This is a genomic window from Leifsonia sp. ZF2019 (assembly GCF_019924635.1).
Classification (GTDB): Bacteria; Actinomycetota; Actinomycetes; order Actinomycetales; family Microbacteriaceae; genus Leifsonia.
Genome location: NZ_CP065037.1, coordinates 2,114,368 through 2,136,147, shown reverse-complemented (window position 1 = coordinate 2,136,147; position 21,780 = coordinate 2,114,368). Strand labels below are relative to the sequence as shown.

The 21,780-nt window shown below is 70.5% G+C and carries 22 protein-coding genes; 5 read left to right on the top strand and 17 right to left on the bottom strand.

Translation table 11 applies throughout. The annotated features are described in order from the left end of the window. Nucleotides 1–33 precede the first annotated feature (33 nt). From IT072_RS10505 to hrcA, 12 genes are all read right to left on the bottom strand, one after another. Complete coding sequence (locus IT072_RS10505) at nt 34–1,467, bottom strand: ABC transporter permease (RefSeq protein WP_223356224.1); 1,434 nt, start codon at nt 1,465–1,467, stop codon at nt 34–36. Next, the gene (locus IT072_RS10500; RefSeq protein ID WP_223356222.1) at nt 1,464–2,258 is read right to left on the bottom strand and encodes an ABC transporter ATP-binding protein; all 795 of its coding nucleotides are present in this window, start codon (nt 2,256–2,258) and stop codon (nt 1,464–1,466) included. Before IT072_RS10500 ends, IT072_RS10505 begins: the two co-directional genes overlap by 4 nt. 97 nt (nt 2,259–2,355) lie before the next feature. Further along, nucleotides 2,356–3,048 carry a response regulator gene (locus IT072_RS10495; protein ID WP_223356221.1) on the bottom strand — a complete coding sequence of 231 codons (693 nt, stop codon included), beginning with the start codon at nt 3,046–3,048 and terminating at the stop codon, nt 2,356–2,358. After that, complete coding sequence (locus IT072_RS10490) at nt 3,045–4,928, bottom strand: sensor histidine kinase (protein WP_223356219.1); 1,884 nt, start codon at nt 4,926–4,928, stop codon at nt 3,045–3,047. The genes IT072_RS10495 and IT072_RS10490 overlap by 4 nt, the downstream gene beginning before the upstream one ends. Before the next feature lie 89 nt (nt 4,929–5,017). After that, nucleotides 5,018–5,911, bottom strand: a complete 894-nt coding sequence (gene era / locus IT072_RS10485) for a GTPase Era (RefSeq protein WP_223356216.1) — start codon at nt 5,909–5,911, stop codon at nt 5,018–5,020. Continuing rightward, entirely contained in the window at nt 5,908–7,272 is a 1,365-nt protein-coding gene (locus tag IT072_RS10480; RefSeq protein WP_223356214.1) for a hemolysin family protein, read from the bottom strand. Before IT072_RS10480 ends, era begins: the two co-directional genes overlap by 4 nt. A 9-nt stretch (nt 7,273–7,281) precedes the next feature. Then, entirely contained in the window at nt 7,282–7,743 is a 462-nt protein-coding gene (gene ybeY, locus IT072_RS10475; protein WP_223356212.1) for an rRNA maturation RNase YbeY, read from the bottom strand. A 7-nt stretch (nt 7,744–7,750) separates the two neighbouring features. Continuing rightward, the gene (locus IT072_RS10470) at nt 7,751–8,824 is read right to left on the bottom strand and encodes a PhoH family protein (protein ID WP_223360948.1); all 1,074 of its coding nucleotides are present in this window, start codon (nt 8,822–8,824) and stop codon (nt 7,751–7,753) included. 7 nt (nt 8,825–8,831) lie between these two features. Beyond that, entirely contained in the window at nt 8,832–9,194 is a 363-nt protein-coding gene (locus IT072_RS10465; protein WP_223356203.1) for a histidine triad nucleotide-binding protein, read from the bottom strand. Nucleotides 9,195–9,239: 45 nt separating this feature from the next. After that, the gene (locus tag IT072_RS10460; RefSeq protein ID WP_223356201.1) at nt 9,240–9,968 is read right to left on the bottom strand and encodes a 16S rRNA (uracil(1498)-N(3))-methyltransferase; all 729 of its coding nucleotides are present in this window, start codon (nt 9,966–9,968) and stop codon (nt 9,240–9,242) included. 4 nt (nt 9,969–9,972) lie between these two features. Beyond that, on the bottom strand, nt 9,973–11,085 hold the full coding sequence (dnaJ, locus tag IT072_RS10455; protein ID WP_223356199.1) for a molecular chaperone DnaJ: 1,113 nt from the start codon (nt 11,083–11,085) through the stop codon (nt 9,973–9,975). A gap of 33 nt (nt 11,086–11,118) precedes the next feature. Then, a complete protein-coding gene (gene hrcA, locus IT072_RS10450; RefSeq protein WP_223356197.1) occupies nt 11,119–12,138 on the bottom strand; it encodes a heat-inducible transcriptional repressor HrcA in 1,020 nt (339 codons plus the stop codon). A 155-nt stretch (nt 12,139–12,293) separates the two neighbouring features. On the opposite strand from hrcA, the gene IT072_RS10445 reads away from it, so the two are divergent. Further along, a complete protein-coding gene (locus tag IT072_RS10445; protein ID WP_223356195.1) occupies nt 12,294–12,827 on the top strand; it encodes a DUF4870 domain-containing protein in 534 nt (177 codons plus the stop codon). Nucleotides 12,828–12,934: 107 nt separating this feature from the next. Beyond that, nucleotides 12,935–13,315 (top strand): DUF4870 domain-containing protein, encoded by a 381-nt coding sequence (locus IT072_RS10440; RefSeq protein ID WP_223356192.1) that lies wholly within the window; start codon nt 12,935–12,937, stop codon nt 13,313–13,315. A 9-nt stretch (nt 13,316–13,324) separates the two neighbouring features. On the opposite strand, the gene hemW is transcribed toward IT072_RS10440, so the two are convergent. Further along, nucleotides 13,325–14,554, bottom strand: a complete 1,230-nt coding sequence (gene hemW, locus IT072_RS10435; protein WP_223356190.1) for a radical SAM family heme chaperone HemW — start codon at nt 14,552–14,554, stop codon at nt 13,325–13,327. Beyond that, entirely contained in the window at nt 14,554–15,201 is a 648-nt protein-coding gene (locus IT072_RS10430; protein ID WP_223356188.1) for a DUF1990 family protein, read from the bottom strand. Before IT072_RS10430 ends, hemW begins: the two co-directional genes overlap by 1 nt. Nucleotides 15,202–15,343: 142 nt before the next feature. Between IT072_RS10430 and IT072_RS10425 the strand changes: the two genes are divergently transcribed. Further along, nucleotides 15,344–15,961 carry a dihydrofolate reductase family protein gene (locus tag IT072_RS10425; protein ID WP_223360878.1) on the top strand — a complete coding sequence of 206 codons (618 nt, stop codon included), beginning with the start codon at nt 15,344–15,346 and terminating at the stop codon, nt 15,959–15,961. A gap of 3 nt (nt 15,962–15,964) precedes the next feature. Here the strand turns inward: IT072_RS10425 and lepA are convergent, their stop codons facing one another. Beyond that, entirely contained in the window at nt 15,965–17,818 is a 1,854-nt protein-coding gene (gene lepA / locus IT072_RS10420) for a translation elongation factor 4 (RefSeq protein WP_223360877.1), read from the bottom strand. Nucleotides 17,819–17,868: 50 nt separating this feature from the next. Further along, on the bottom strand, nt 17,869–19,089 hold the full coding sequence (locus tag IT072_RS10415) for an amidohydrolase (RefSeq protein WP_223360876.1): 1,221 nt from the start codon (nt 19,087–19,089) through the stop codon (nt 17,869–17,871). Nucleotides 19,090–19,155: 66 nt separating this feature from the next. On the opposite strand from IT072_RS10415, the gene IT072_RS10410 reads away from it, so the two are divergent. Both IT072_RS10410 and rpsT read left to right on the top strand, forming a co-directional pair. Continuing rightward, the gene (locus tag IT072_RS10410) at nt 19,156–20,046 is read left to right on the top strand and encodes an NAD-dependent epimerase/dehydratase family protein (protein WP_223360875.1); all 891 of its coding nucleotides are present in this window, start codon (nt 19,156–19,158) and stop codon (nt 20,044–20,046) included. A gap of 155 nt (nt 20,047–20,201) precedes the next feature. Then, nucleotides 20,202–20,462, top strand: a complete 261-nt coding sequence (gene rpsT / locus IT072_RS10405) for a 30S ribosomal protein S20 (RefSeq protein ID WP_223360874.1) — start codon at nt 20,202–20,204, stop codon at nt 20,460–20,462. 153 nt (nt 20,463–20,615) lie between these two features. On the opposite strand, the gene holA is transcribed toward rpsT, so the two are convergent. Next, nucleotides 20,616–21,671, bottom strand: a complete 1,056-nt coding sequence (gene holA, locus IT072_RS10400; protein WP_223360873.1) for a DNA polymerase III subunit delta — start codon at nt 21,669–21,671, stop codon at nt 20,616–20,618. Nucleotides 21,672–21,780: the final 109 nt, after the last annotated feature.

Below are 21,780 nucleotides of genomic sequence, written 5' to 3'. Positions count from 1 at the left end.
AGGCGGGTTCAGGTTCAGGAAACTCGGAGCCGGTTAGTCGACCGCCAGCGCCGCGACCGGGCTGATGCGCGTAGCCCGGCGCGTCGGGGCGACCGAGGCCAGCACGGCCAGCAGGGCACCCGCTCCCGCGATCAGGAGGAGGTAGGGCCAGGGCAGCACCGGCAGCAGGAGGCCGCCGCCGGGGATCCCCGCGAGCAGGGACTGCGCACCGGCCCAGCCGTACGCCGTCCCCAGGAGGACGCCGGTCACCACGCCCGCGATCGTGACCTGGGCGCTCTCGGCGAGGACCATCCGGCGCACCTGCGCAGCCGTGAATCCCAGCGCCCGCAGAAGCCCCAGCTCGCGCGCCCGCTGGAGCACGCTGAGGGCGAGGCTGTTCACCACGCCGATCGCCGCGATGACCGCCGAGAAGCCGACGAGCACGCTGAACACGACCATCGTGATGGTGAGGACACTCTCAACGCCGGCGTACATCCCGGGGTACTGATCGCTCGCCGCGCGGATCATCTGCAGCCACGACTCTGCGGCCACCACGAACATCGTCACGAGGGTGACGCCGATGACGAGACCGATCGCGGTGCGAGAGCTGCGCTCCGGGTTGCGAACCGCGTTCGCCGCGGCGAGTCTGGCCGCCGCCCCACGCCCGAGGAGCAGCCCTGCGCCGCGGAGGACCGCCGGCATGAACAGCGGGGCGGCGAGAACGAGCCCCGTGAAGGAGAGCACTCCACCCGGGAACGCCACGAGGATTCCGTAGGACGACAGCCCCGCGAGCGCCGGCACGCCGGCGAAGACCCCCAGGGCGAGCAGAACGCCGAGCACGAGCAGGGCGAGACCCGCCGCGAGAAGCAGAGAGGTGGCGACGGTGCGCCCGACCGTCCGCACCGCCGCGGACGGGCGCTCCTGTGCGGCGCCGAGCGCCTCCATCGGAGAGACGGTCAGCACGCGTCGGCTGCCCGCCCAGGATGCCAGCCACGTGGTGAGCACCACCGTCACCACCGGCACCAACAGGGACGGCGTCAGGACGCGGTAGCTGGCAGCGGGCAGGACGCTCCCCAGTGTGAGCAGGCGCACGGCGAGCAGCGACAGCGCGGCCGCACCCGCTCCCCCGGCCACGGCGCCGATGACGCCGACCGTGAGCCCCTCGCTCGCGACCGAGCGCCGCTGCGCCCGTGCACTCGATCCGATGAGGCGAAGCAGGGCGATCTGGCGCGTCCGCCCGGCGATGATCGTCGCGAAGGTGTTCGTCGTCACGATGGCGCCCACGTAGACCGCGATCACGAAGAAGATGCCCGACACGATGGTGAGCGCCACCTGTGTGGAGCCGTACTCGCCCATCTCCGTCGACCGGATGTACGTGGCGAGGACGTTCGTGCACGCGAGCAGGGCGACCCCGAAGGCGGAGCTCAGCGCGGCAACCAGGATGCTCGCCCGGTGATCGCGGGCGTTGGCGCGGAACGCGCGGATCACGCCACCGCCTCCATCCCGAGCATGTACGACGAGATCTCCTCGGCCGAGGACGCGTCGCGCTCGGCGACCACGCGGCCGTCCGCGAGGAAGACGATCCGGTCGGCGAAGCTCGCCGCGACCGGGTCGTGCGTCACCATCGCGATGCTCTGCCCGTACGTGTGCGCGGCCTCGCGCAGGACGGCCAGCACCTCGCGGCCGGTGCGCGAGTCGAGGTTGCCGGTCGGCTCGTCGGCGAAGACGAGGTCGGGTCGCGTGGCGAGCGCACGCACGATCGCGACGCGCTGCTGCTGCCCGCCCGAGAGCTCGTGCGGTCGGTGGGTCAGCCGCTCCCCCAGTCCGAGCGACTCGATCAGGTGATCGATCCACTCGCGCTGCGGGAGGGTCGGCTTGCGCCCGTCGAGCTCGAACGGAAGGTGGATGTTCGCCCGCACGTCGAGCGTCGGCACGAGGTTGAACGACTGGAAGACGAACCCGACCCGGCGGCGCCGCAGCAGCGTGAGCTCCGTGTCCGGCAGCCGGGTGATCTCGGTGTCGCCGAGGAACACGCGCCCGCCCGTCACGGTGTCGAGCCCCGCCATCACGTGCATGAGCGTCGACTTGCCCGACCCGCTCGGCCCCATGATCGCGGTGAACCGCCCGGCCGGGATGCCGAGCGTGACACCGTCGAGCGCGGCGACCCGGCCGGCGCCCGAGCCGTAGGTCTTCGTCGCACCCTCGACGCGGGCGACGGGAGCGGCGGCGGCGGGGGCCGCAGACGCTGCGGCGGGCGGCTGTGCGGAGGTCTCAGTCATACCTCCACGCTAGGAATCCGCGCCCCTGCGGGGATCGCGCTGCAGGGCCATCCGGTATCCGTCGGGAGGATGATTCCGCGGTGCGCGCGGACGTTTCTCAGTCCCCCGCGCCCCCGGTCAGACCGTGCTCGAACGCGTACACGACCATCTGCACGCGATCACGGAGGCCGAGCTTGGCCAGGATGCGGCTGATGTGGGTCTTGACGGTGGCCTCGCTGAGGAACTCGGAGCCGGCGATCTCGGAGTTGCTGAGGCCGCGGGCGGCGAGCACGAAGATCTCGCGCTCGCGAGCGGTGAGGGAGCCGAACTCGGCGGGCTCCGGGCGCTCCGTGCGTCCCTCGGAGAAGTACTGGAACAGCTCGCGGGTCGCACCCGCGGCGATCACGGCGCTGCCGGCGTGGACGGTGCGGATCGCCGCGAGCAGGAACTCCGGCTCGGCGTCCTTGAGGACGAAACCGCTGGCGCCGCCGCGGATCGCGCGGGCCGCGGCCTCGTCGAGGTCGAACGTCGTCAGGACGACGATGCGGGGTGGCGTGCGGCCCTCCCGCTCGGCCTCGGCGATGATCGCACCGGTGGCGGCGATGCCGTCCATGACCGGCATGCGGATGTCCATCAGCACGACGTCCGGGCGCACGCTGCGGGCCAGCTCGACCCCTTCCTGCCCGTTGGCGGCTTCCCCGGCGAACTCGAGATCGGGCTGCGAGCCGACGAGCATCCGGACGCCGGCCCGGAACAGGGCCTGGTCGTCGACTAGCAGGACCCGGATCGCCCCCGCAGTCGCGCCCGTCACGCCGCGCCTCCGGCGGGGAGGAAGGCGGAGACCACGAAGACCCCGTCGACCGGGCCGGCGGAGAGCGTGCCCCCGGCAAGGGAGGCGCGCTCGCGCATCCCGGGCAACCCGTGACCGATACGCGGCACCGTCCCGGTGGAGAGCTCGTCGGCGGGCAGGTGTTTCATGGTGTTCCTCACGGTGATGACGATCCCCGGCCCCCCGGCGTCCGCGGCCACGGCGGCCAGGACGACGGTGGCGGGCTGACTGGTGTCGCCGTGCCGCAGCGCGTTGGTGAGCGCCTCCTGCACGATGCGGAAGCCGGCGATTTGCTGCGCGGAGCCGAGACCGTCCACGCGCCCGAGCCGTTCGAAGGCGACGGGGAGGCCGGCCGCGCGGATGTGCTCGATGGTCTGCGGCACGTCGTCGAGCGACGGCTGGGGGCCCTCCGGCTGCGATTGGCGCAGCTCCGCGAGCAGCACGCGCACGTCGCCGAGCGCGGAGCGCGCGGTCGCCGCGATGGTGGTCAGGGCCTCGTCCACGGCGCCCGGGTCGGTGTGCCGGGCGTAGCGGGCACCGTCGGCCTGGGCGATCACGACAGCCAGGGAGTGCGCGACGACGTCGTGCATGTCGCGCGCGATGCGCGTGCGCTCCTGCTCGACGACCACGACCTCCTCCGCGCGGTTGCGGTCGAGCTCGGCGACCGTCTGCGCGTAGCGGGAGAAGCGGGCTTCCCTCCAGGTGCGCATCAGCAGGCCGAGCACCCAGGACAGCCCCAGCATCGTCGCGCTCACGACGAAGAGGAACGCGAACTGGAGCGCGATGCTGGTGAGCGAGGTGGAGAGGAGGTCGAAATAGCCCTGCGACAGGGCGCTGGTGACCGAGAGGTACAGCGCCGCGACGAGGGCGCCCAGCCCGGCCGAGACGAGTCCGACCCAGCGCACCACCCGGTCCCCGTATGCCGCCGTGGCGTACAGCACCAGCAGCACGCCGAGGTCGCTCGCGAGGATGCTGTTGCCGGTCGTCATCTGGATGACGGCGGCGAGCCAGGCGAAGGCGAGGGCGACGGCGGGCGACATACGCCGCAACGCCACCGCAACGGTGAAGACGGCGAGCACGATCGTGCCCGAGCGGCTCCCGTCCCGGGTCGCTCCGAACAGGTCGGCCGAGTCGACGAACAGGCAGAACACCACGAATGCGGCTGCTCCGGCCATGTCGAAGGTCAGCTGGCCTCGGCTCAGCCGCTGCACGAGCCGCGGGCGGTCGGGATCGCCCTCCGCGACGACCGCGCCGCCGGACGACGCGAGCCAGACCAGCACCGACCCCCGCTGGCCGCCTCCCGCGGACGGACCTCCCGCCGCCGACGCGAACGCGCGCTGCCGCGCCACCAGGTAGCCCAGCAGCCAGCCGATCAGGAAGGCCACGATCATCAGCAGGCTCATCAGCAGCAGCCCGACACCCTGGCTTGCGTAATAGCCGCCGATCACCGGTCCGAACTGCAGGAACTTGAGCTCGCCCTTCACTGTGAAGAGGTACGCCATCGCCGGTCCGATCAGGCAGGCCGAGGCGAATGCGAACCAGCGCAGCACTCTTCCACCGTGCGCGGCGATCCCGAACACCGTGGCGAAGATCGCGACCGCCCCGATGATCCGGAACGCGCCGGGAAGCGGATCGGGCTCGGTCAGCTCCAACAGCACAGCCGTCCACACGATCCCGAGGGCAACTCCGGGCAGGACGCGGGAGAGCGCCACCGCGGCGCAATAGAAGAGCAGCGCGAGAGCGGAGAGGGCGGTCGGCAGCCCGCTGAACAGCCACGCCACGAACAGCACGACGGCCACGGCGGGTTCGAGCACCCAGCGGTGGGGCGCGAGCGCGCTGAGGAGGCGGGTGCGGTCGAGCATGTCTCTACGGTACGGGGCGCGCAGCCGCCCGGTCGCATCCGGCTGCGCGAATCATCCTCGGGATGTACGCGCGCATCCGCCCCGCCGCGTCAGAAGCCCAGCCGGCCGAGCTGCTTCGGGTCGCGCTGCCAGTCCTTGGCCACCTTCACCCGGATCGACAGGAACACGTGGCGGCCGAGCAGCTGCTCGATCGGCTCGCGCGCCGCGGCGCCCACATCGCGCAGGCGGCTGCCTCCCTTGCCGATCACGATCGCCTTCTGGCTGTCGCGCTCCACGAACAGGTTGGCGTACACCTCGACCAGGTCCTTGTCGTCACGTTCCACGATGTCATCGATCGTGACGGCGAGGGAGTGCGGGAGCTCGTCCTGCACGCCCTCGAGCACCGCCTCGCGGATGTACTCCGCGATCCGGTCCTCCAGCCCCTCGTCGGTGATCGCGTCCTCCGGGTAGAGCGGGCCGGGCGAGGTTGGCAGGAGCTTCATGAGCTCGCTCGTGAGGGTGTCGAGCTGGATGGCGCTCGTCGCGGAGATCGGCACGATGGCCTCCCACTCGCGCAGCTCCGAGAGGGCCAGCAACTGCGCGGCGACCTGCGGACGGCTCGCCTTGTCGATCTTCGTGACGATCGCGACCTTCTTCGCCGACGGGTAGTCGTCGAGCTGGTCGTTGATGAAGCGGTCGCCCGGGCCGATCTTCTCGTCGGCCGGGACGCAGAACCCGATGACGTCCACGTCACCGAGCGTCGACTGCACGAGCGTGTTCAGACGTTCGCCGAGCAGCGTGCGCGGCCGGTGGATCCCCGGGGTGTCGACCAGGATGAGCTGTCCGCCCTTCTGATGGACGATTCCGCGGATCGCGCGCCGCGTCGTCTGGGGCTTGGAGCTGGTGATCGCCACCTTCTCGCCGACGAGGGCGTTGGTGAGCGTGGACTTGCCGACGTTCGGGCGTCCGACGAACGAGACGAATCCGGCGTGGTACTCGGTCACGGGCGTGCTTCCTTCTCGTGTCTGTCGCGCTTCTGGTGCTTGTCCTCTGCGCGGGGTCTGTCCTCCGCGCGGTGGAAGGTGATCGACGGCTCGTGCTCCGGCAGCAGCGCGGTGTCGCGCTCCACGAGCACGGTGCTGACATGCTTGCGGCGGCCCTCGATCCGATCGACGGTGAAGCGGAGGCCGTGCACCCCGATCGTGGACCCGACCTCCGGGAGCCTGCCCAGCGCTTTCGCGACGAGACCCCCGACACTGTCCACGTCGTCCTCCTCGATCTCGAGGTCGAACAGCTCACCCAGGTCGTCGATGGGAAGCCGGGTCGCCACGCGGTACACGCCGTCGCCGAGCTCTTGCACGAGCGCGACCTCGTGGTCGTACTCGTCCGAGATGTCGCCCACCAGCTCCTCGATGAGATCCTCGAGCGTCACCAGCCCGGCGATCCCGCCGTACTCGTCTACGACCATCGCCAGGTGGTTCGACTCCCGCTGCATCTCGCGCAACAGCGCGTCCGCCTTCTGCGACTCCGGCACGAAGAGGGCGGGACGCGCGATCTCGCCCATCGTCAGCTCGTCGGCGCCCAGCGGGCTCTCGAAGCTCAGCTTCGCGACGTCCCGCAGGTACAGTACGCCGACCACTTCGTCGGGGTCGCCGTCGATCACGGGCATGCGGGAGACGCCCTTGCTGAAGAAGAGTCCCATCGCGGTGCCGAGGCCGGCAGAGGTGTCCACGGCGATCATGTCGGTGCGCGGGATCATCACCTCACGCACGACGGTGTCGCTGAACTCGAAGATGGAGTGGATGAGCTCGCGGTCGTCCTCCTCGAGGACGTCGAACTCGGTCGCCTCGTCGACGATGCTGAGGAGCTGCTCCTCACTCGTGACCGGGGCCGAACGCGCGCGGGACGGCGTCACGCGGTTGCCGAGCGCGACCAGCCCTCCCGGGATCGGACCGAGCACCACGCGGACGAACCGCACCAGACCGGCGGTCGCCCGCAACAGCACCGTCGAGTTCGCGCGGCCGACGCTGCGCGGGCTCGCCCCGACGAGGACGAACGAGACCCCGGTCATGATGAGGGCGGAGAGGATGAGCGAGATCCACCACTCCTCGAAGATCTGCTCGAACGCGAGGGTCACCAGCACCGCGGCCGTCGTCTCCGCAATGATGCGGCTGAAGTTGACGGCGTTGAGGTACGGCCCCGGGTCCTCCGCGATCGCCCGCAGGGACTTCCTGGACCGCGACGTCTCCGCCAGGTCGGCGAGGTCGCCGCGCGACTGCACGCCCAGGGCGGAGTCGACCGCCGCCATCAGGCCGCCGAAGGCGACGAGCAGGAACGCGACGATGAAGAACAGCGCCGGCAGCATCGTCGCCTCCTAGCGCTGTCGGTCGTAGCGGGCGAAGCCCACCAGGATGTCGCGCTGGATGCCGAACATCTCGCGCTCCTCCGCCGGCTCGGCGTGATCGAACCCGAGCAGGTGGAGGATGCCGTGCGTGGTGAGCAGCAGGAGCTCGTCCATCAGGGTGTGCCCTGCGGTCTCCGCCTGCACCTGCGCCACCTGCGGGCACAGGACGACGTCGCCGAGCAGTCCGGCGGGCGAGGGCTCCTCCTCGGTGCCGGGGCGCAGCTCGTCCATCGGGAAGCTCAGCACGTCGGTCGGGCCGGGCTCGTCCATCCACTGCACGTGCAGCTGCTCCATCGCGGCCTCGTCCACCAGAACGATCGCGAGCTCGGCGTCGGGGTGAACGTGCATGATGTCGAAGGCGTACGCGGCCAGGCGCTGGAGCGCCGCCTCGTCCACCTCGATCGTGGACTCGTTGTTGATCTCGATGCTCATGGCGGCCCTATCGTCGCTTCGGGAGATGGTCGCGGGCGGCGCCGCGGCGCTCGGCGCGGCCTGCGAACTCCGCCGCCTTCTCACGCTCGTACAGGCGGGCCTGCTGCTTCGCGTCGTACTCGGTGTATGCGTCGACGATGCGGCCCACGAGGGTGTGGCGCACGACGTCCTCGCTGGTCAGCCGGGCGAAGTGGATGTCGTCGACGTCCTTGAGCACGCGCGTCACGAGCCGGAGGCCGCTCGCCGCATTCGGGAGGTCGATCTGCGTGATGTCGCCCGTCACGACCATCCGCGAGCCGAAACCGAGACGGGTGAGGAACATCTTCATCTGCTCGGGCGTGGTGTTCTGCGCCTCGTCCAGGATGATGAACGAGTCGTTCAGTGTGCGGCCGCGCATGTAGGCCAGCGGCGCGACCTCGATCGTCCCCGCCGCGAGAAGCTTGGGCACGAGCTCCGGGTCCATCATCTCGTTGAGGGCGTCGTAGAGCGGACGCAGGTACGGGTCGATCTTGTCGGTCAGCGTGCCGGGCAGGTAGCCCAGCCGTTCGCCCGCCTCGACCGCCGGACGCGTCAGGATGATGCGGTTCACCTCCTTGCGCTGGAGGGCCTGCACCGCCTTCGCCATCGCGAGGTAGGTCTTGCCGGTGCCCGCCGGGCCGATGCCGAACACGATGGTGCTGTTGTCGATGGCGTCGACGTACTGCTTCTGTCCGAGCGTCTTCGGGCGGATGGTCTTGCCGCGCGCGCTCAGAATGGCCTGGCCCAGCACATCCGTCAGCGTCGCGCTCGTATCCGCGTTCAGGATCTTGGCCGACGTCGTGACCTCCGCGGGGCTGATGTCCTGCCCGCTCCGCACCAGCTCCAGCAGCTCCTCCAGGAGGTGCCGCGCAGCGTCCACCTGGCCCGCGTCGCCGCTCAGGCCGATCTCGTTGCCACGCACGTGCACGCTCACCAGGGGGTACTGCCGCTCCAGCGTGGTCAGCAGACGGTCCTGCGGTCCGAGGAGCCGGACCATCTGGACGCCGTCGACGTGCAGACGCGCCTCGGCGGCCCCGTTCGATGCGGCGCCCGCCTCGGGCATCGGTTCGCTAGTCGGCAAGACTTCCTTCCTCGAGCGACCCGCCGGGGCCGGCGCTCAGTACGTGGGCGTGGACGTGGAACACGGTCTGGCCGGCACCCGCCCCGGTGTTGAAGACCAATCGGAAATCGCCGCCGGACGCCGCGGCGAGCCGCTGGGCCACCGCGACCATCTCCGCCAGGAGGGCCGGATCGCCGGCCGCCAGCTCGGTCACGTCGCGGTACTGCTCGGTCTTGGGGACGACGAGCAGGTGCACCGGCGCCTTCGGCGCGATGTCACGGAACGCGATGATGCGCTCGCCGTCGTAGACGATGTCGGCCGGGATCTCCCCCGCGATGATGCGCGAGAAGATCGAGGGCTGTGCGCTTTCCATGCCGTCCATCCTATTCGTCCCCTGGGACACATCCGCCGCTGTCCGCTACCAGCGTCCGAGAGCGGCGTTCAGCACCGCGAGGGCGGCGGGTCCGGCGGTGGAGGTGCGCAACACGGTGGCGCCGAGTCGGACGATGCGCGCGCCGGACGCTCGCAGCGCCTCCAGCTCGGCGGGGGCGATCCCGCCCTCAGGACCGACCACGAGCACGAGTTCGCGCGATCCGGGAGCCAGGTCGGTGAGCGCCGACTCCCCGGTCGGCTCCAGCACGAGCACGTCGGCATCGGAGGCGAGCGCCGCGACCTGCGCCGTGCTCGCGAGCGCGCCCACCTCGGGCACCCAGGCCCGGATCGACTGCTTCGAGGCCTCACGCACGATCGACGACCAGCGCTCGCGGCCCTTCGCGACCTTCGCGCCCTCCCAGCGCGACACCGAGCGCGCCGCCGCCCACGGTACGACGCGGTCGACGCCCAGCTCGGTCGCCGCCTGGATCGCGAGCTCGTCGCGGTCGCCTTTCGCCAGCGCCTGGACGAGGGTGATGCGCGGGGCCGAGGGCTCGATACGCTCCACGGCGTCCACCTCGATGGTCAGCTCCGTGTTCGAGGCGACGACGACCTCCCCCGAGGCGAGCAGGCCGCGGCCGTTGCCGATCAGCACGGTCTGGCCCGTGCGCGTCCGGTTCACCGTCGCGGCGTGCTTCGCCTCGGGGCCGGTGAGCGTGAGCCGAGCGCCCGGCACCGCCGTCTCGAGGTCTTCGCGGAGGTACAGCGAGCTCATCGGATCAGAGGTTCAGGAACCGGTCGCGGAGCTTCGCGAAGAGCCCCTGCTGAAAGCGGGCGAGCGACGGCTCCACCGACTGGTGCGTGGCCGCGAACTTCTTGATGAGCTCCTTCTCCTTGTGGTCGAGCTTGGTCGGCGTGACCACCTGGATGCCCACCCGCAGATCGCCGCGGCCGCTGCCACGCAGGTGGGTGATGCCGCGATCCTTCACGGTGATGATGTCAGCGCTCTGGGTGCCGGCCTTGAGGTCGAGGCGGATGTCGCCGTCGAGGGCCTTCATCGTCGCCGTGGTGCCGAGGATCGCATCGACCATGGACACCTCCAGCGTGCACAGGAGGTCGTCGCCGTCGCGGCTGAAGACGTCGTGGTGCTTCACCTTGATCTCGAGGTACAGGTCCCCGTTGGGGCCACCGGCGGGACCGGCCTCGCCGCTGCCCGGCATCTGCAGGCGCAACCCGGTGTCGACGCCGGCGGGGATGTCCACCGGGACGGTGCGGCGGGCGCGCACGCGGCCCTGGCCCTGGCACGTCACGCACGGCGTCGCGATCACGGTGCCGTAGCCGCGGCAGGTGCCGCACGGCGTCGAGGTCATGACATTGCCGAGCAGCGAGCGCACGGAGCGCTGGAGGCTGCCGGTGCCGTGGCAGATGTCGCAGGTCACCGGCGCGGTGCCCGGCTGGCAGCACGAGCCGTTGCAGGTCTCGCAGACCACCGCGGTGTCGACCTCGAGGTCGCGGTGCGTGCCGAAGACGACCTCGTCGAGGTCGACCTCCACGCGCAGCAGAGCGTCCTGCCCGCGCTCGCGCCTGGACCGCGGGCCGCGCTGGGCACCGCCTCCGCCACCGAAGAACGTCTCGAAGATGTCGCCGAACCCCGCGAAATCGCCCTGGCCGCCACCGCCGAAGCCGGACGAGCCGCCGAGGTCGTACTGCTGGCGCTGCTGCGGGTCGCTCAGCACGTCGTACGCGTGCGTGACGAGCTTGAAGCGCTCCTGCGCCTCCGAGCTGGGGTTCACGTCCGGGTGCAGCTCGCGCGCGAGCCGGCGGTACGCCTTCTTGATCTCGTCGGGGGTGGCGTTGCGCTCAACGCCGAGGACTTCGTAGTGGTCGGCCACGTAAGGTGCGTTCCTTCTCGTTTGTCGTGTGTTCTAGTCGCCGAGGAGGCGGGAGAGGTAGCGGGCGACCGCGCGGACGGCGGCCATGTTGCCCGAGTAGTCCATGCGGAGCGGCCCGACCAGGCCGATCCTGGCCACGTCGGAGCCGGAGGCGCTGTAGCCGCTCGACAGGATGGAGGCCTCACTGAGGCCGCGGACGGCGTTCTCGCGCCCGATGCTGACGGCGACGCCGTGCTGGTCGAGCGCCATCTCGTCGAACAGCCGCAGCAACACCACCTGCTCCTCGATCGCCTCCAGCACCGGGGTGATGGTGCCCGGGAAGTCGGTCTCGGTGCGGACGAGGTTGGCGGCCCCGGCCATCACGAGCCGCTCCTGACGATTCGCCGCGATCTGGTCGAGCAGGGCGCTCGCGACCGGCGCGACGAGCTCGCGCGTCCGCTCCGCGAGGGCGCCAGGCAGCTCGCGCAGCCGGGCGGCCGCATCGGGAAGCGAGAGCCCGGCGGCGGCGCCGTTGATGGCGCCCCGGATCTCGGCGATCTCGGCGTCGTCGAGCTCGCTGCCGAGCTCGATGACGCGCTGCTCCACCGCCCCGGAGTCGGTGATGAGCACGCTCAGGAGTCTGTGCGGAGCGAGCGACACCAGCTCGATGTGCCGGATGCGGGAGCGCGACACGGAGGGGTACTGCACCAGCGCGACCTGGTTGGTCAGCTGGGACAGCAGGCGCACCGTGCGGGCGAGCACGTCGTCCAGGTCGATCGACTCGCCCAGGAAGGTCTCGATCGCCGTACGCTGCGCCTGCGTCAACGGGCGCATCTCGGAGAGGTGGTCGACGAACAGCCGGTAGCCCTTGTCGGTGGGCACGCGACCCGACGAGGTGTGCGGGGCCGCGATCAGCTCCTCCTCTTCGAGCAGGGCCATGTCGTTGCGGATGGTCGCAGCCGAGACGCCGAACGAGTGCCGTTCGACGATGCTCTTCGATCCGACGGGCTCGCGGGAGGCCACATAGTCCTGGACGATCACCCGCAGGACCTCGAGACTGCGCTCGGAGACCATGGCACCCTCCCGTCTGCTCTTAGCACTCAGCGTTCTTGAGTGCTAATCATATCCCGCGAAAGACACGGTCGGATCATTGTCCACGCGGACGCGCGGCTGTACGTTAGCCGCACCGGGTCGGCGTCGTCCGCATCCGATCACGAAAGGGCAACACCATGTCCGATCCCACGCAGCCGCAGAACCCCGAGGGCGGCGTCCCTCCCCAGCAGCCGCCGGTGCCGCCGCAGCAGCCGGCCGGCCCTCCGCCCGGAGTGCCCCAGCAGCCGTACGGCTCGCAGCAGCCCTACGGCGCGCAGCCGGCGGGAGCCCCGCAGCAGCCGTACGCCGCGCCCGGTGCGCCTCTCGACGCCGCACAGGACAAGCAGTGGGCGTCGTTCGCCCACCTCGGCGGCATCCTCTGGTTCCTCCCGTCGCTCATCATCTGGCTCGTCTTCAAAGACCGCGGACAGAAGGCCGACGTCGAGGCCAAGGAGGCGCTCAACTGGCAGATCACCTGGATCATCGTCTGGGTGGCGTCGCAGATCATCGGCATCATCCTCGCCTTCACCGGCGTGGGCTGGCTGCTGTTCGGCCTCCTCATCCCCTGGGCGCTCTACATCCTGAACCTCGTGTTCTCGATCCTCGGCTTCGTCAAGGTGAACAGCGGGGGCTCCTACCGCTACCCGGTGAACTTCCGCTTCATCAAGTAGCGAATCGCTCACGGCGTCTTCTCAGACTCGGGCCTCCGGCCCTAGGCTGTGGTGGTATTCGTCCGTCGATCAGCCCGGGACCCCCGGGCTCCTTGCAAGGAGACACCATGTCCGCAACGCCCCCACCGCCGCCCCAGCAGCCGTACGGAGGCGCTTCTCAGCAGCTGAGCCCCTCCGACGAGAAGCTCTGGGCCACCCTGGTCCACGTCGGCGGAATCCTCTTCAACTGGATCCCCGCGCTCATCGGCTACCTCGTCCTGAAGGACCGCGGCCCGTTCGTCCGCTCGCACACCGCGACCGCGCTGAACTTCCAGCTCACCGTCCTCATCGCGTATGTCGTGAGCGGCATCCTGACCGTCGTCGGCATCGGCCTCATCCTGTGGGCGGCCGTCTGGGTCGTGAACATCGTCTTCAGCATCATCGCCGCCCTCAAGGCGAACCAGGGTCAGTACTACACCTACCCGATCGCCATCAAGTTCGTGAGCTGAGGCTCCCGATCACTCCTCGGCGAGCAGCCGTCTGACGACGGCGTCCGCCAGCAGCCGTCCTCGCAGGGTCAGCGTCACCGACCCGGCGAGGGCGGCTTTTCCGTCGACGAGTCCGTCGGCGATCAGCCCGGCGATCTCCCGGCGCCCCTCGGCGGAGAGCTCCGCCGTGCGGAGCCCTTCCCGGATGCGCGTCAGCAGCAGAACCCGCTCCACCCGGCGCGTCTCGTCGTCGAGCGTCTCACGTCCGGCCGCGGGCGACTCTCCCGCGAGCACGCGCTGCGCGTATGCGGCGGGATGCTTGACGTTCCACCACCGGACGCCGCCGACATGGCTGTGTGCGCCGGGCCCGATGCCCCACCAGTCGTGGCCGAGCCAGTACGAGAGGTTGTGACGGGACCGGTGGTCGTCGTCGCGCGCCCAGTTGCTCACCTCGTACCAGCCGTAGCCGCCGGCGGCGAGCCGCGCGTCCGCCAGCTCGTACATGTCGGCCTGGAGGTCCTCGTCCGGCTGGGGCACCTGGCCGCTCGTGATCTGGCGGGCCAGCTTGGTGCCCGGCTCGACGATCAGGGAGTACGCCGAGAGGTGGTCGGGTGCGCACGCGAGCGCCGTCTCGAGACTCCGCTCCCAGTCGGAGAGCGATTCCCCCGGCGTGCCGTAGATGAGGTCGAGGCTCACCTGCAGGCCGGCCTCCCGCGCCCACTGCACCACGAGCGGGATCCGCTCGGGGTCATGGGTCCGCTCGAGGGTCGCGAGCACGTGCGGGACCGCGGACTGCATCCCGAACGAGACGCGGGTGAAGCCGGCGTCGGCCAGCCGGCGCAGATCGGACCCGTCCACGGAGTCGGGGTTCGCCTCGGTCGTGACCTCCGCCCCCGGTGCGAGCCCCCAGGCGTCGCGCACGGCACCGAGCATCGCGCCGAGATCGTCCGGCGGGAGCAGGGTGGGCGTCCCTCCCCCGAGGAAGACGGTCGAGACCGGGCGGGCGGGCAGGCCGCTCGCCTCGAGCGCACGGGCCGCGAAGGCGATCTCGGCGACCGCGTGGCCGGCGTAGTCCGACTGGCGCACCCCGCGCAGCTCCGTGGCGGTGTAGGTGTTGAAGTCGCAGTAGCCGCAGCGCACGCGGCAGAACGGCACGTGCAGGTAGACGCCGAAGTCCCGATCGCCGACGCCGCGCCGGGCGGACGCGGGCAGCAGGCCGTCGGCCGGGGCCGGATCGCCCAGCGGCAGTGCGCTCGGCATCAGACGGACCGCGCGGGGAGCAGCGCGCGCAGGTACTTCGTCGTGATGCGGCCCTGCATGAACCGGAGCACGGGCGACACGAGACGGTAGAAGCCGTTGGACGGACGCGACAGCGACTTCACGATGAACCACACCGTGCCGTCCTCGCGCTGCTCGACCAGGAAGGCCTCCTCGCCGCTCTCGGGATGCCCGCGCAGTGTGCCGTAGGCGAACCCCTTCACGAACGGCTCGTCGACCACGTAGACGACCCGGATCGGCGCCGAGACCGTGAACGGCCCGAACGGCACCTTCAGCACGGCCGTCATGCCGTTGCGGATGTACGGCGATCCGTCGTCGGCGAAGACGTCCTCTTCGGCGCGGTGCTCGCGCATCCCCTTCGGGGTGCCGTCCTCCGCGTATTCGATGCCCTCGTACTGGACGCCGGTCCCTTCGCTCACCTCGGTGATCTGGATGCCGCTCCCGCGCTGCACGCCCCACGTCATCAGCGCGGACACGGCGGCGTCGAACCGCTCGTCGCCCGAGCCGAGGCGCACCTTCTTCTGCAGCGGACGGTAGCCCTTCGGCGGGTAGTAGAGCAGGTCGGGGGCCTGCGTTCCACCGACGGCGCCATACGTGACGGGCTGGTCGGTGAAGGTGGAACGACGCATGGAGACTATCCTCCGCCAATCCGCGCGCGAGCGCGAACCGGGACGGGAATCGTCACGAAGGCTGGCGGGCCGCGACGACCGGGACGACACTGGGCGCACGACGGCGCCTTCGCGCCATCGGCGACCATCGAGGAGGATCGGCATGAGCAGCATCGTGGTGCAGGAGTTCGTCACCCTGGACGGCGTCATCCAGGCGCCGGGAGGGTCGACGGAGGACGACGAACGCGGATTCCCGTACGGCGGATGGCAGCAGGACTACGACCGCGACCACGGCGCCGACTCCGACGACGACGTCATCCTGGAGTGGGAGAAGCGCACCGAGGCGCTGCTCCTCGGCCGGCTCACCTACTCCATCTGGGCGCAGGCCTGGGGCCTCTGGCCGGAGGATGCACCTGGGCTGCAGGGCGAGTTCACGCGCCGCTACAACCGCGTCCCCAAGTATGTCGCCTCGCGCACGCTCACCGAACTGGGCTGGAAGAACTCCCACCTGCTCGGCGACGACGTGCCCGCCGCGGTTGCCGCCCTCCGCGGGCAGCCCGGTGGCGAGATCCGCGTGTGGGGCAGCGCCGACCTCATCCAGACCCTCGGCGCCCACGACCTCGTGGACGAGTACCGGCTGATGGTCTACCCGATCGTCCTCGGCACCGGGAAGAAGCTGTTCCCGGAGGGGTTCCCGCGCACGACGCTGTCGCTCGTGGAGACGCGGACGCTGGGGTCCGGGGTGCAGATCAACGTGTTCCGGCGGCCGGGCGCGGAGTGACGCCTACTTCTTCGCGTCCTTCTTCTCCGTGTCGCCGCTCAGCGCGGCGATGAACGCCTCCTGGGGGACCTCGACGCGGCCGACCATCTTCATGCGCTTCTTGCCCTCCTTCTGCTTCTCGAGGAGCTTGCGCTTGCGGGTGATGTCGCCGCCGTAGCACTTGGCGAGGACGTCCTTGCGCATGGCGCGGATGTTCTCGCGGGCGATGATGCGGGCGCCGATGGCGGCCTGGATGGGGACCTCGAACTGCTGCCGCGGGATGAGCTCGCGCAGGCGGCCGGCCATCATCGTTCCGTACGCGTAGGCCTTGTCGCGGTGGACGATCGCACTGAACGCGTCGACGGTCTCGCCCTGGAGGAGGATGTCGACCTTCACCAGGTCGGCCTCCTGCTCGCCCGCGGGCTCGTAGTCGAGCGAGGCGTAGCCGGCGGTGCGGCTCTTGAGGTTGTCGAAGAAGTCGAAGACGATCTCGCCGAGCGGCATGGTGTAGCGGATCTCGACGCGGTCCTCGCCGAGGTACTCCATGCCGAGCAGGGTCCCGCGGCGACTCTGGCAGAGCTCCATGATCACGCCGACGTAGTCCTTGGGCGCGAGGATCGCCGCTTTGACGACGGGCTCCTCCACCTTCTCGATCTTGCCGCCCGGGAACTCGCTGGGGTTCGTGACGGTGATCGTCTTCTTGTCCTCGGTCGTGACCTCGTAGACCACGCTGGGCGCGGTCGTGATGAGGTCGAGGCCGAACTCGCGCGACAGGCGCTCGGTGATGATCTCCAGGTGCAGGAGGCCGAGGAAGCCGCAACGGAAGCCGAAGCCGAGCGCGACCGAGGTCTCGGGCTCGTAGACGAGGGCGGCGTCGGACAGCTTCAGCTTGTCCAGCGCCTCGCGCAGCTCGGGGTAGTCGCTGCCGTCGATCGGGTACAGGCCGGAGAACACCATCGGCTTGGGCTCGGTGTAGCCCGGGAGGGCCACGGTCGCCGGCTTGGCCGCCGAGGTGACGGTGTCGCCGACCTTGGACTGGCGGACGTCCTTCACGCCGGTGATCAGGTAGCCGACCTCACCGACCCCCAGGCCCTTCGACGGGGTGGGCTCCGGCGACGAGACGCCGATCTCGAGGATCTCGTGGGTCGCCTTCGTCGACATCATCTGCACGCGCTCGCGCGGCGAGAGCTTGCCGTCCACCATCCGGACGTAGGTGACAACGCCGCGATAGCTGTCGTACACCGAGTCGAAGATCATCGCGCGGGCGGGTGCGTCCGCGACGCCGACCGGCGCCGGGATCTCCTGCACGACCCGGTCCAGCAGCGCGTCGACACCCATCCCCGTCTTGCCGGAGACGCGCAGGACGTCCTCCGGACGACCGCCGATGAGGCCGGCGAGCTCGGCCGCGTACTTGTCGGGGTCGGCGGCCGGGAGGTCGATCTTGTTCAGGACCGGGATGATCGTCAGGTCGTTCTCGAGCGCCAGATACAGGTTCGCCAGGGTCTGGGCCTCGATGCCCTGCGCTGCGTCGACGAGGAGGATGGCGCCCTCGCAGGCCGCCAGGGACCGCGACACCTCGTAGGTGAAGTCGACGTGCCCGGGGGTGTCGATCATGTTCAGCGCGAAGGTGTCGCCGTCGAGCTGCCACGGCATCCGCACCGCCTGGCTCTTGATCGTGATGCCGCGCTCGCGCTCGATGTCCATGCGGTCGAGATACTGCGCCCGCATGTCGCGCTCGGCGACGACGCCGGTGATCTGCAGCATGCGGTCGGCCAGGGTGGACTTGCCGTGATCGATGTGCGCGATGATGCAGAAGTTGCGCAGGAACGCGGGATCGGTGGCGGCGGGCTCGAGGGCCGTCAAAGCTCGTGGTGACATCGTGCCGCCATTCTCCCATGAACCGGGAGCCGGGCCGCGCCGCCCGACGGTCAGGCGAAGCGCTCGGAGCGCTCCACCACGTGCCCGGCGCCGTCCTCCCAGCGGTAGACCTCTGCACCCTCGATGAAGACGTGCTCCGCGCGCGAGTTCACGTCGAGCGGGTCGCCCGACCAGATGACGACGTCGCCATCGCGTCCCTCCACCAGGGCGCCGATGCGGTCGTCCAGCCCCAGGAACGCGGCGGGGTTCGCCGTGAGCGCCTCGAGCGCGGTCTGCCGCGGCAGGCCGTCCTTGACGGCGAGGGCCGCCTGGTAGACGAGGAAGTTGATGGGGACGACGGGGTGGTCGGTCGTGATGGCGACACGCACACCCGCCGCCGCGAGCGCGGCGAGGTTCGCGATCGCGCGGTCGCGCAGCTCCACCTTCGAGCGGGAGGTGAACATCGGGCCGAAGATCACCGGGACGTCGCGCTCGGCGAGCACATCGGCGATCTTGTGCGCCTCCGTGCCGTGGTTGACGACCAGCTTGTAGCCGAACTCGTCGGCCAACCGCAGCGCGGTCGCGATATCGTCGTGCCGGTGGGTGTGCTGGTCCCAGTACAGCTCGCCGTCGAGCACACGGGTGAGTGTCTCCTTGGTCAGGTCGCGGGCGAAGGGCTTGCCGTCGCGCTCGGCCTCCTCGCGCTGGGCGCGGTAGTTCTGCGCCTCCACGAACGCCTCGCGGATGACCATCGTCACCCCGAGGCGGGTGCTCGGGGTGACGTTCTTGGCGCCGTAGACGCGCTTCGGGTTCTCGCCGAGGGCGGACTTGACGCTCACCGCCGCCTTGATGAGCTGCTCGTCGATCGTGCGCCCGCCCCACGCCTTGATGGCGACGGTCTGGCCGCCGATCGGATTGCCGGAGCCGGGCTTGACGACGATGGAGGTCACCCCTCCCGAGAGCGCGTCGCGGAAACCCTCGTCGTCGATGTTGACGGCGTCGATCGCGCGCACCGCCGCGGTGTTCGGGGTGGTCATCTCATTGGTGTCGTCGCCCGCCGGGCCGTTCGCCTCCTCGTGGATGCCCACGTGACCGTGCGACTCGACGAAGCCGGGCAGGACCCACTTGCCCGTCGCGTCGATCGTCTCGACGCCCTCCGGGATCTCCACCTCCGGCGCCGCGCCGACCGCCGCGATCACGCCGTCGCGGATGAGGACGGTGCCGCCCTCGATGGGCTCCCCGATCACGGGGACGACGCGGGCGTTGACGATGGCGATGCTCGAACTGGTCATGGGATCGAGCCTACGCTCGCCCGGCGACCCGGGAATGCGCGGGCGCCGCGTGCGTTGGCCCTCTGCATGAGCATCCTCCTGACCGGCGCGACCGGCTACATCGGCACCTCCGTCCTCCCCCGCCTGATCGAGGAGGGCCACGGCGTGACCGCCCTCGTGCGGGACGCCGCGAAGGCGGAGATCGTGGAGGCCGCCGGCGCCACCGCGCTCATCGGCGACGCGACCGACGGAGACCTGGTCGCCCGCGCGGCGCTCGAGAGCGACGGGGTCATCCACCTCGCCTCGGGCCAGGACGTCGACCCGGCGTTCATCGCCGCCGTCCTCCGCGGCCTCGAGGGCAGCGACAAGCCCTTCGTGCACACCGGCGGCATGTGGACCTACGGCTCCAACGACGACATCACGGAGGAGTCCCCGGCCGCGCCGCCCGCGCTCACTGCCTGGCGCGGCGCGAACGAAGCCGTCGTGCTCGGCGCCGCGGGTGTGCGCGGGATGGTCGTCGTCCCCTCGATCGTGTACGGACACGGGGCGGGCCTCGCCCGCGTCGTCGTCGACGCACCGCGCGGCGACGCTGCTGCGCCCGCCCTGCACCTCATCGGGGACGGCGCCCAGCACTGGGCGACCGTGCACGTCGACGACCTCGCCCAGCTCTACGTCCTCGCCCTCGAGAACGGCGACGCGGGCCAGGTCTATCTGGGGGCCGGAGGGGCGAACCCCACCGTGCGCGAGCTGGGCGAGGCGGCGGCCTCCGCTGCGGGCCTCGCGGGAGGCGTCGTGGCCGAGACCGCCGACGAGACGTCCGAGCGCCTGGGTGCCGGGCTCACGGAGGCGCTGCTGCTCGACCAGCGGTCGCGCGGCTCGAAGGCGCGCATCGACCTGGGCTGGGAGCCGAACGGCGCGAGTCTGCTCGACGAGATCGTCTCCGGGTCGTACGCCCCCGAGACGATCGCCGCGGGCTGAGCGGTACGACGCGCGCGCGTCATTTGGCGCCTGGGTGGCCCGCTGGTAAAGTTGTTTGTTGGCTTGCGTGTGGGTGTAACCGCACGAACGCCGCGAGGCGCCCTCTCTCGCTGAGCGGCACATCCGATACTGACTCCGAACGAAAGTAACCATCCGTGGCAAACATCAAGTCGCAGATCAAGCGCAACCGCACCAACAAGAAGGCGCAGGAGCGCAACAAGGCCGTCAAGAGCGAGCTCAAGACCGCCATCCGCGCGACCCGTGAGGCCGTCGTCGCCGGCGACAAGGAGAAGGCCACCGCGGCGCTGCGCGTCGCCTCGAAGAAGATCGACAAGGCGGCCAGCAAGGGCGTCATCCACCAGAACCAGGCAGCGAACCGCAAGTCGGCCATCGCCAAGCAGGTCGCCGCTCTCTGAGCCGCTGATCCACGGCCGGCACCCGCCCGCCCGCGAAGAGCCCCCGCTCCCGAGGACCCCCCGGTCCGACGGCGGGGGCTTTCTGCATGCCCGCCCGCTGCCGTGCACGGAGACGCGGCTGTCGCGGCTGGCGGGTGTCGGCGTGTCGGCGTGTCAGGCCCGGCCGCGGGAGCTGACGACGCGGATCATGCGCTCCAGGGCGAACACGGGATCGCGGCCTCCGCCCTTCACGTTGGCGTCCGTCTCGGCGAGCACCTCGATGCAGCGCCCGAGGCCGTCTTCGGTCCAGCCGTGCAAGTCACGCTTGGCGCGGTCGACCTGCCAGGGTGCCAGCCCGAACTGCTGCGCGAGCTGGCCGGAGCCGCCGCGAGCGCCCGAGATCTTGGCCATCGTGCGGATCTTGCTGGCGAACGCCGCCACCATCGGAACGGGGTCGGCGCCGGATGCCAAGGCGTGGCGCATGGTGAGGAGCGCGTCACCGTGGCGACCCGCGATGGCGGCGTCGGCCACCTGGAACGCGTTCGTCTCCATCCGGCCGCCGTAGTACTTGTCGACCGTCGCCTCGGTGATCTGCTCGGCGGCGTCGGAGATCAGCTGCTGGCAGGCTCCCGCCAGCTCGGCCAGATCATCCGCGAACGCGGACGTGATGGCTCGGAGGGCGCCCGCTGTGATTTTCCGGCCGGCCGCCGTGAACTCCGCCTGGGCGAACTCGTACTTCTCGGCGTCCTTCTTGAGCTCGGCGCAGACGATCTCGATGCCGCCGCCTGCCCCGCCGCGGATGGCGTCGAGCAACTTCTTGCCGCGCACACCGCCTCCGTGCCGAAGCACGACGACCGTGCCCTCGGCCGGCGCGGCCACGTAGTCCAGGGTCTCGGTCAGGAACGCGTCCGTGCACCTCTCGACGGCGTCGACCCGGATCAGCCGCGGCTCGCCGAACAGGGAGGGGCTCGCGAGCGTGAGCAGCTCACCGGGTGCGTAGTCCGATGCGGAGATGTCGCTGATCTCGAGACTCGGGTCGTCGGCCTTGAGCGCATCACGCAGCGACCGGATGGCGCGGTCCGCCAGGAAGCCCTCCGTGCCGGACACCAGCACGACCGGAGCCGGCCGGATCTGGTTCCAGGCGAGCTGCGGGATGGCACTGGCGGCCGCACGGGCCTTGGTCGCTCCGGAGCGGCTCGCGCCGCCGCGGCCGCTGTTTCGGGTCGCCACGTTCCTCCTCGTTCCCCTCCAGGATACGGGCGACCACCGGCATCGGCGTCCGTCCGGCGCTCCGACCAGACCCGCGGGCCCTCCGACCCTGCCGCCACGAGCACCAGAC

Bases quoted from the DNA above. Each gene is read 5' to 3' on its own strand.
- IT072_RS10415 (WP_223360876.1), bottom strand. From the start codon at position 19,089: ATGACCAGTTCGAGCATCGCCATCGTCAACGCCCGCGTCGTCCCCGTG.
- IT072_RS10440 (WP_223356192.1), top strand. From the start codon at position 12,935: ATGTCCGCAACGCCCCCACCGCCGCCCCAGCAGCCGTACGGAGGCGCT.
- IT072_RS10445 (WP_223356195.1), top strand. From the start codon at position 12,294: ATGTCCGATCCCACGCAGCCGCAGAACCCCGAGGGCGGCGTCCCTCCC.
- IT072_RS10460 (WP_223356201.1), bottom strand. From the start codon at position 9,968: ATGAGCTCGCTGTACCTCCGCGAAGACCTCGAGACGGCGGTGCCGGGC.
- IT072_RS10425 (WP_223360878.1), top strand. From the start codon at position 15,344: ATGAGCAGCATCGTGGTGCAGGAGTTCGTCACCCTGGACGGCGTCATC.
- hrcA (WP_223356197.1), bottom strand. From the start codon at position 12,138: ATGGTCTCCGAGCGCAGTCTCGAGGTCCTGCGGGTGATCGTCCAGGAC.
- IT072_RS10480 (WP_223356214.1), bottom strand. From the start codon at position 7,272: ATGCTGCCGGCGCTGTTCTTCATCGTCGCGTTCCTGCTCGTCGCCTTC.
- IT072_RS10500 (WP_223356222.1), bottom strand. From the start codon at position 2,258: ATGACTGAGACCTCCGCACAGCCGCCCGCCGCAGCGTCTGCGGCCCCC.
- IT072_RS10470 (WP_223360948.1), bottom strand. From the start codon at position 8,824: ATGCCCGAGGCGGGCGCCGCATCGAACGGGGCCGCCGAGGCGCGTCTG.
- ybeY (WP_223356212.1), bottom strand. From the start codon at position 7,743: ATGAGCATCGAGATCAACAACGAGTCCACGATCGAGGTGGACGAGGCG.
- IT072_RS10410 (WP_223360875.1), top strand. From the start codon at position 19,156: ATGAGCATCCTCCTGACCGGCGCGACCGGCTACATCGGCACCTCCGTC.
- IT072_RS10465 (WP_223356203.1), bottom strand. From the start codon at position 9,194: ATGGAAAGCGCACAGCCCTCGATCTTCTCGCGCATCATCGCGGGGGAG.
- hemW (WP_223356190.1), bottom strand. From the start codon at position 14,554: ATGCCGAGCGCACTGCCGCTGGGCGATCCGGCCCCGGCCGACGGCCTG.
- IT072_RS10430 (WP_223356188.1), bottom strand. From the start codon at position 15,201: ATGCGTCGTTCCACCTTCACCGACCAGCCCGTCACGTATGGCGCCGTC.
- lepA (WP_223360877.1), bottom strand. From the start codon at position 17,818: ATGTCACCACGAGCTTTGACGGCCCTCGAGCCCGCCGCCACCGATCCC.
- IT072_RS10490 (WP_223356219.1), bottom strand. From the start codon at position 4,928: ATGCTCGACCGCACCCGCCTCCTCAGCGCGCTCGCGCCCCACCGCTGG.